Origin of the sequence: Burkholderia sp. b14 (genome assembly GCF_900156195.1) — a bacterium.
GTDB lineage: Bacteria > Pseudomonadota > Gammaproteobacteria > Burkholderiales > Burkholderiaceae > Mycetohabitans.
The window spans coordinates 2,666,150-2,674,178 of sequence record NZ_FTPJ01000003.1 but is presented as its reverse complement, the minus strand read 5'-3'; the positions used below and the strand labels follow the sequence as shown (position 1 = coordinate 2,674,178).

Below are 8,029 nucleotides of genomic sequence, written 5' to 3'. Positions count from 1 at the left end.
CGCCGGCGTGTCGAACACATAGTGCAGTGCAATGGTCAGTTCGACCGTGCCGAGATTCGATGACAGGTGGCCGCCGTCTGCGATACGCTGTTGAGCACGAAGGCACGCAGCTCATCGGCCAATGGCTGCAACTGCCGGCGTTCTAGGCGCGCAGAGCGGCGGGGTCATCGATGGTTTTTCAGCAAGTCGTACATCGTCGTTCCATTCCAGACAATTCTGCGGCGCATACGCCGACGCTCCTGGCCAATGTGTGTCGCGCTGTATGTCGCCGGCCACCAGGCGGGCCGCCGCTGCGATCGCGGGCGCCACGCCACGCCGCCGCCGGCGCGTCAGCTCAATTCACACGCTCCACTACCAGGTCAGCGATTTGCGCAAGCCGTAGCCCACGCTCGCCCAGCGGCGCAAGCGCCGCACGCGCGTCGCGACGCAGCTGCGCCGCGAGTTCCCGCGACGCCTGCAGCCCGATGATCGATACGTAGGTCGGTTGTCGTTGGCCGCATCCTTACCGGCTGTCTTGCCAAGCGTGGCCGAGTCGGCGGTCACATCCAGGATGTCGTCGACCACCTGGAACGCCAGACCCACCGCCTTCGCATACGCATCGAGCCGGCCTCGATGTCGGCCGACAGTCCGTCACCGCACAGCGCTCCCATCTTGACCGCCGCGCGCAGCAGCGCGCCGGTCTTCATCCGATGCATCGTCTCCAACTGCGTCCGCGACAACCGCATGCCCACGCTCGCCAGATCGATCGCCTGCCCGCCCGCCATGCCGAGCGAGCCGCTCGCGCAAGCGAGTTCGCGCATCAACGCGGCCTGCCGGTGCGCGTCGAGCGCGTCCGAGGCGAGCGCGATGAACGCTTGTGATTGCAGCGCATCACCGACGAGCAACCCTGTTGCCTCATCGTACTGCACGTGCACCGTCGGCTTGCCGCGACGCATATCATCGTCGTCCATCGACGGCAAATCGTCGTGAACCAGCGAGTACACGTGAATCAACTCGAGCGCGCAGGCCGCCGCGTCAAGCCGCTGAGCAGGCGCGCCCAGCGCCTGGCCCGCTGCGTGGCACAACATCGGCGCACACGCTTGCCGCCGTCCAGCACCGCATAGCGCATCGCCTGATGCAGCCGCATCGGCTCGACGTCCGCCGGCGGCAGCACCGCCGAGAGCGCCGCTTCGGTTCGCACTAGTACGTTGTGTACCCATTCGTCAAATGCCGTGGCGCTCATGCACACTCTCCGTCGTCAATCGCTGGATCGAGGGGCTTGAGCGTCTCGCCATCGAGTACGCGAACCTGTTGCTCGACTTTCTCGAGCTGCTGTTGGCAATACGCAACAAGGGCTGCACCGCGACGATATGCCGCAAGCGACGCTTCGAGACTCAACGCGCCCCCTTCCATTCGCTCGACCAGGGACTCGAGTTCGCCGAGCGCTGTTTCGTAATTGTCCGGCAACGGGACATCTGCCCCGTCAGGGGCTTGGGAAGCGGTGTTGGGCATCATGCACATGTGTTCTGGCAAGTCACCTATTTTACGGCAAACGCCGGCCGGCCGGCAGCGAATGCGGCCTCAGCGTGCTGCGCGCCGAATACGCCGGGCCGGCAAATATACTCCGATGACGCGGGTTCGCGTCATAAATACGATCCGGATCAAAGATTTAGATACCCCGTTTGCTCGGAGCGGGTATAATCTTGAGTTTCCCTAAATCGATTTTTCGATGGTTGGGTTGTTCACTGCTTTCACGTCTGCACGGGAGTGGGAATGTCCAATCTGAGCAATGCTCTGCAGCTCAAGTCTATTCACGGCCAGCTGCCTGTTTCAGCCTATTTCGACGAGGCGCTCCTCGCACGCGAGCTCGACGTCCTGTTCAAACGCGGTCCACGCTACATCGGCCATGAACTGATGGTGCCAGAAGCGGGGGACTATTTTGCGCTGCCCGCAGAGAATGAGGGCCGTCTACTGGTGCGTAATCCGCACGGTCGTATCGAACTGCTGTCAAACGTATGCCGGCACCGGCAGGCCATCATGCTCAACGGTCGCGGGCATGTCGAGAACATTGTCTGCCCGCTGCACCGCTGGACATACGATCTGGGCGGCGAGCTGCTCGGCGCGCCGCACTTTTCAGACAATCCGTGCCTGAACCTGGGCGCCACGCCACTGCAGTCCTGGCACGGCATGCTGTTCGAGCGCAACGGCCGGGACGTCGCAAGCGATCTCGCGCGCCTGGGCCCGGCGAGCCACTTCGACTTTTCCGGGTACCTGTACGACCACACCGAAGTCCACGAGTGCAACTACAACTGGAAGACGTTTATCGAGGTCTATCTCGAGGACTATCACGTCGTCCCGTTCCACCCTGGACTCGGTAATTTCGTTTCGTGCGATGATCTGCGATGGGAGTTCGGCGACTGGTACAGCGTGCAGACAGTCGGCGTACACAGCGCCCTCGCGAATCCGGGTTCGCCGACATACCGCAAGTGGCACGACCAGTTGCTAAAGTTCCGCAACGGCGCGCCACCGGATTTCGGTGCGATCTGGATGGTGTACTACCCGAACGTCATGATCGAATGGTACCCGCACGTACTCATCGTGTCGTATCTGATCCCGCGCGGCGTGCAGCGCACGACGAACATCGTCGAGTTCTACTATCCGGAGGAAGTGGCGCTGTTCGAGCGCGAGATGGTTGAAGCCGAGCGCGCGGCCTATCTGGAGACCGCCGTCGAGGACGACGAGATCGCCGAGCGAATGGATGCCGGACGTCGCGCGCTGCTCGCACGCGGCGAATCCCAAGTGGGCCCGTACCAAAGCCCGATGGAAGACGGCATGCAGCATTTCCACGAGTTCCTGCGCCGCGAGCTCGGCACGATTTGACACACGCTTGCGACTAGTCGAGCCGGACTAAGATCCGGCTTTTTTGTTTAGACTAGGGTTAGCTCGCCCAAGGTCGATGTCATGACCGCCTCGCCAGGAGATTCGCCATGCCGCAGCATCGCTACACCACGCTGATTTCCACCGAGAATTTGGCCACCCGGCTCGCCAAGCCCAGCGTAACCACACTCATTTTCGACTGCCGCTTCGATTTGGCCGACACGTCGGCCGGCGCGGCCGCGTATGATGCTGCGCACATCCCGGGGGCACAGTACCTGGATATCGACCGCGACCTGTCCGGACTAAAGACTGGCACCAACGGGCGCCATCCGCTGCCTGAACGTGAGACGCTCGCACGCCGGCTCGCGCAGCGGGGCTTGAGCCGCGGCGTACAGGTAGTCGCCTACGACGCGCAAGGCGGCATGTTCGCCGCACGGCTGTGGTGGCTGCTGCGCTGGCTGGGCCACGAGGAGGTGGCGTTGCTCGATGGCGGGCTGCAGGCGTGGCAAGCCGCCGGGCAGCCGTTGGACAACGCGATACCGGCCATCACCCCCGGCACGTTCACACCATCGCAGCCGCTGTCGATCAGCATCGACGTCCATGGCGTGCAGCAACAGATGAACGCGGCCGCGTGCCGGATGCTCGACGCTCGGGCGCCGGACCGCTATCGCGGCGAGAACGAGACGATCGATCCGGTCGCCGGCCACATTCCGGGCGCTCGCCATCGCTTTTTCAAAGACAACCTCGCCGCAGACGGCCGCTTCAAGCCCGCCCACACGTTGCGCGACGAATTGTGCTCGTTGCTCGACGATACTGCGCCGGAGCACACGATTCTGTACTGCGGCTCCGGCGTCACCGCGTGCCACAATGTGCTTGCGATGGAAATCGCCGGATTGCACGGCGCGGTCCTGTACGCCGGGTCCTGGAGCGAATGGGTCGCGGACCCGGCCAGGCCTGTTGCCACCGGCGCGCAGCCCTGATTGGCCACGGGCTCAGTGCAGCTTGACCCGCGGCCGCGTGGTGCGCCGCAGCCCATGCGCCAGCATGTCGAGTAGCATCCGGCCATAGCCATGTAATGCGGCAATATGCATCCGGTACAGCGATTGATACATGAATCGCGCAAAGAGCCCCTCGACGAATAGGCTCTTGCCGATCAGGCCACCCATCAAATTACCGACTGCGTTGTGGCCCAGCGAGACGAGGGAGCCGAAGTCGCGATACGTATAGGTGGGCAAAGCGCGCCCGTCCAGACGCGCACGCAGCGCTTTGAGCAGGAAACTCGCTTGCTGGTGCGCCGCCTGGGCACGGGGTGGCACCGTCCGCTTGGCCTCGGGCCACGGGCATGCCGCGCAATCGCCAAGCGCAAAAATGTCGTCGTCGCTCTCGGTTTGCAACGTCGAACGCACGACCAGCTGGCCGAGTTTGTTGATGGCCAGCCCATCAAGCAACGCGAGCACCGGCGGCGCCTTGATGCCGGCCGCCCACACGGTCAAATCGGCGCGCAACACCTTTGCGCTGCCCGTGACGACCTCGCCGACACGCACTTCCGATACCGCTTCACCGGTCATCACCGAGACGTTGAGCCGTTGCAACAGCGCCGCCGTTGCGGCTGAAACGCGTTCCGGCAACGCCGGCAGGATCCGCGGGCCGGCCTCGATCAACACGATGCCGATGTCGGTGACGGGATCGAGTTTGTGCAAACCATACGCGGCCAGCACATGCGCCGTGTTGCGCAGTTCGGCCGACAGCTCGACGCCGGTGGCGCCCCCGCCGACGATCGCGATCTGGATCCGCGGGCTGACCGCCCCACCCTGCGCAACACTGACCGCCACGTCAGCGCTGGACAGCGGCCGCTGCGCGCGCATGCACGCGGCGATCAGACGGCGTCGGAAGCGTTCTGCCTGCGCGACCGTATCGAGCGCGATCGCGTGCTGCGCGGCGCCGGTTACGCCAAAGAAATGCGTGGTACTGCCAATTGCGATCACCAGCGTGTCGTAGGCGAGCGTGCGCTCAGGCAGCAGCTCGATGTCATCCTCGTCGCGCACCGCGCTCACGCGAATCGTCTTTGCGGTGCGATGCAACCCAAGCAACTCGCCTTGCTGGAATTCGAAGCCGTGCCAGCGCGCCTGCGCCGCATACTCAATCTGGTGCGTAAACGGATCCATGCTGCCGGCCGCCACCTCGTGCAACAATGGCTTCCAAATGTGGGTCGGATAGCGGTCCACGAGTACCACGCTGACGCGCTGCGACGTGCGCCGCGACCCGAACCGGTTGCCGAGCCGCGTAGCCAGTTCCAATCCGCCGGCGCCGCCGCCGACCACAATGATCCGATGCATGCCGATACCTCCGTCGTTAACCGTCATTCGCATGGCGCCAACAACGCCGGACCACCGGGCGTCAATGCGCTTCCTCCCAGTTGGCACCCGCACCCAATTCAGCGACCAGCGGCACGTTGAGTTGAGCGACCGAACACATCAGCTCGGGCACCTTGGCGCGGATGACCTCCAATTCATCGTCGGGCACTTCCAGCACCAATTCGTCATGGACCTGCATGATCAATCGCGACTTCACGCGCGCGCGCTCGATCCAATCCTGCACAGCGATCATCGACAGCTTGATCAGATCGGCCGCGGTCCCTTGCATCGGCGCGTTAATCGCGGCGCGCTCGGCGGCCTGACGGCGCGGGCCATTGCCGCCGTTGATCTCCGGCAGCCACAGCCGGCGACCAAACACGGTCTGGACGAAACCGCGCGACTTCGCCTCCATCCGCGTCTCGTCCATATACCGCGCGACCCCCGGATAGCGAGCAAAATAGCGGTCGATATAGAGTTTGGCCGCATCGCGCGCAATGCCCAGATTCGATGCAAGGCCAAACGCGCTCATGCCATAGATCAAGCCGAAATTGATCACTTTCGCGATGCGCCGCTGCTCGCTCGTGACCTCCTGCCGCGTCACGCCGAAGATTTCCGACGCAGTCGCGCGGTGCACGTCCTCGCCGTGCTCGAAGGCCGCCATCAGCGACGCGTCGCCCGAGATGTGCGCCATGATGCGCAACTCGATCTGCGAGTAATCGGCCGAGACGATGCTACTGCCCGGCGGCGCGATGAACGCTTCACGGATACGCCGCCCTTCCGGCGTGCGAACCGGAATGTTCTGCAGATTCGGATCATTGGACGCAAGCCGCCCGGTCACGGCTACCGCCTGTGCATAGTTGGTATGCACGCGGCCAGTGTCCGGATTGATCATCTTCGGCAGCTTGTCCGTATAGGTCGACTTGAGCTTGGTCAACGCGCGGTAGTCGAGCAACACCTTCGGCAGCGGATAGTCCTCGGCGAGCTTCTGCAATACGTCCTCGTCGGTGGACGGCGCGCCTGACGGGGTCTTCTTGACCACCGGCAACTGCAACCGCTGGAAGAAGATCTCGCCGATCTGCTTCGGCGAATTCAAATTGAACTCGCCGCCAGCTAGGGCATACGCCTCGGCCTGCAACTCCAGCATCCGGATGCCAAGCTCGTTGCTCTGCGTAACGAGCCGGTCTTTATCGATCAGCACGCCGTTGCGCTCGATAATCTGCAGCACGCGCGCCGTCGGCAGCTCAATCGATCGATAAACGTAGTCTAGCTCTTTCTCGACCTGAATCTGCGGATATAGCACCTGGTGCAACCGCAACGTGATGTCGGCATCCTCGGCGGAATATTCGGTGGCCACGTCCACCGAGACCTCGTCGAAGCCGATTTGCGCCGCACCTTTGCCGGCGACGTCCTCGTACTTAATCGTCTTTACGCCGAGATGCCGCGTCGCGAGATTGTCCATGTCGTGCGGACGGTGCGATTCGAGCACATACGATTCGAGCAGCGTGTCATGCTCAATGCCGGCCAGCGTGATGCCATGATTCGCCAAGACCTGTGCATCATACTTCAGATGCTGGCCAACCTTCTTATGTGCGGCGCTCTCCAGCCACGGCTTGAGCCGCGCGAGCACCTCGTCGCGCGGCAGTTGCACCGGGTGATCCGGCCCGCGGTGCGCGAGCGGAATATATGCGGCGCGCCCGGGATCGGTCGCAAACGATATGCCGACAATACGCGCGCGCATCGGGTCCAGCGATGTGGTCTCGGTGTCAAACGACGTGAGGGGCGCCGCCTCGATCACCGTCAGCCACCGCTCGAACTGCTCCCATGCATTGACGGTTTCGTACTGTCGCTCGATGTCGGTCGCCGGCGCCGGCTCGACCACGCCCGGGCCGAGCGCGACCCCGCCGTCGGCCGTGGCCGTGAACGTGTCGGGCCCGGCCTCGCTATCGAGCTCGCGCAACCACGTCTTGAAGCCGTGCCGCAAATAAATGTCGCGCAATTCGTCCTTAGCTTCTGCCCGTGCCTGCAGCGACTCGGCTATGGACTGCACTTGCGGGGACAAGTCGCATTCGGTATGCACGGTAACGAGCCGGCGCGCGGTGGGCAGGAACGCGAGCACACGACGCAGGTTGTCGCCAACCGCGCCCTTGATATCGTTCGCGTGCTCGATGATACCGTCCAGCGTCTGATACTGTGCGAGCCATTTGAGCGCGGTCTTCGGTCCGCACTTATCCACGCCCGGCACGTTGTCGACGGTATCGCCGATCAACGTCAGATAGTCGACGATACGCTCGGGGGGCACGCCGAACTTCGCGATCACGCCGTCGCGGTCGAGCCGCTCATTGGTCATCGTGTTGATCAACGTGACGCGCTCGTTCACCAGTTGCGCGAGGTCCTTATCGCCCGTAGACACCACCACGTTCATGCCAGCCTGCGCAGCGCGCACCGCCAGCGTGCCGATCACGTCGTCGGCCTCCACGCGCTCGATCATCAGCAGCGGCCAGCCGAGCGCGCGCACCGCGACGTGGATTGGCTCGATCTGACGGGACAAGTCCTCGGGCATCGGCGGGCGGTGCGCCTTATAGTCCGGATACCAGTCGTCGCGAAACGTCTTGCCCTTCGCATCGAACACGCACGCGCTATACTCTGCGGGAATGTCGCGACGCAATCGCCTCATCATGTTGATGAGACCGTACAGCGCACCCGTCGGACCACCGTCCGGCCCGCGCAAGTCCGGCATCGCATGGTAGGCCCGGTATAAATAGCTCGAACCATCGACCAATAGCAGGGTCTTGCCTTCGAGGTTCTGATTTTCAAGCATT

5 protein-coding genes and 2 pseudogenes are annotated in these 8,029 nt (G+C 63.4%); 2 read left to right on the top strand and 5 right to left on the bottom strand.

Annotation, left to right across the window (positions count from 1 at the left end; all coding sequences use genetic code 11):
• The 3 genes and pseudogenes from B0B13_RS18115 to B0B13_RS16815 form a co-directional block, all read right to left on the bottom strand.
• Window positions 1-194, bottom strand: a pseudogene (locus tag B0B13_RS18115) (1-deoxy-D-xylulose-5-phosphate synthase N-terminal domain-containing protein); the annotation flags it as partial.
• A gap of 140 nt (window positions 195-334) precedes the next feature.
• Window positions 335-1,222, bottom strand: a pseudogene (locus B0B13_RS16820) (polyprenyl synthetase family protein).
• Window positions 1,219-1,491, bottom strand: a complete 273-nt coding sequence (locus tag B0B13_RS16815) for an exodeoxyribonuclease VII small subunit (RefSeq protein ID WP_076787264.1) — start codon at window positions 1,489-1,491, stop codon at window positions 1,219-1,221. The pseudogene B0B13_RS16820 and the gene B0B13_RS16815 overlap by 4 nt, the downstream one beginning before the upstream one ends.
• A gap of 261 nt (window positions 1,492-1,752) precedes the next feature.
• On the opposite strand from B0B13_RS16815, the gene B0B13_RS16810 reads away from it, so the two are divergent.
• Window positions 1,753-2,859, top strand: a complete 1,107-nt coding sequence (locus tag B0B13_RS16810; RefSeq protein ID WP_076785157.1) for an aromatic ring-hydroxylating oxygenase subunit alpha — start codon at window positions 1,753-1,755, stop codon at window positions 2,857-2,859.
• Between the two features lie 107 nt (window positions 2,860-2,966).
• Window positions 2,967-3,836: a sulfurtransferase gene (locus B0B13_RS16805; protein ID WP_076797143.1), complete on the top strand. Its 870-nt coding sequence runs from the start codon at window positions 2,967-2,969 to the stop codon at window positions 3,834-3,836.
• 12 nt (window positions 3,837-3,848) lie between these two features.
• Here the strand turns inward: B0B13_RS16805 and B0B13_RS16800 are convergent, their stop codons facing one another.
• On the bottom strand, window positions 3,849-5,192 hold the full coding sequence (locus tag B0B13_RS16800; protein WP_076797414.1) for an NAD(P)/FAD-dependent oxidoreductase: 1,344 nt from the start codon (window positions 5,190-5,192) through the stop codon (window positions 3,849-3,851).
• Window positions 5,193-5,253: 61 nt separating this feature from the next.
• Window positions 5,254-8,028, bottom strand: coding sequence for a DNA polymerase I (polA, locus tag B0B13_RS16795; protein WP_076797142.1), 2,775 nt, complete (start codon window positions 8,026-8,028; stop codon window positions 5,254-5,256).
• Window position 8,029 lies beyond the last annotated feature (1 nt).

Bases quoted from the DNA above. Each gene is read 5' to 3' on its own strand.
- B0B13_RS16815 (WP_076787264.1), bottom strand. From the start codon at position 1,491: ATGCCCAACACCGCTTCCCAAGCCCCTGACGGGGCAGATGTCCCGTTG.
- B0B13_RS16805 (WP_076797143.1), top strand. From the start codon at position 2,967: ATGCCGCAGCATCGCTACACCACGCTGATTTCCACCGAGAATTTGGCC.
- B0B13_RS16810 (WP_076785157.1), top strand. From the start codon at position 1,753: ATGTCCAATCTGAGCAATGCTCTGCAGCTCAAGTCTATTCACGGCCAG.
- B0B13_RS16800 (WP_076797414.1), bottom strand. From the start codon at position 5,192: ATGCATCGGATCATTGTGGTCGGCGGCGGCGCCGGCGGATTGGAACTG.
- polA (WP_076797142.1), bottom strand. From the start codon at position 8,028: ATGCTTGAAAATCAGAACCTCGAAGGCAAGACCCTGCTATTGGTCGAT.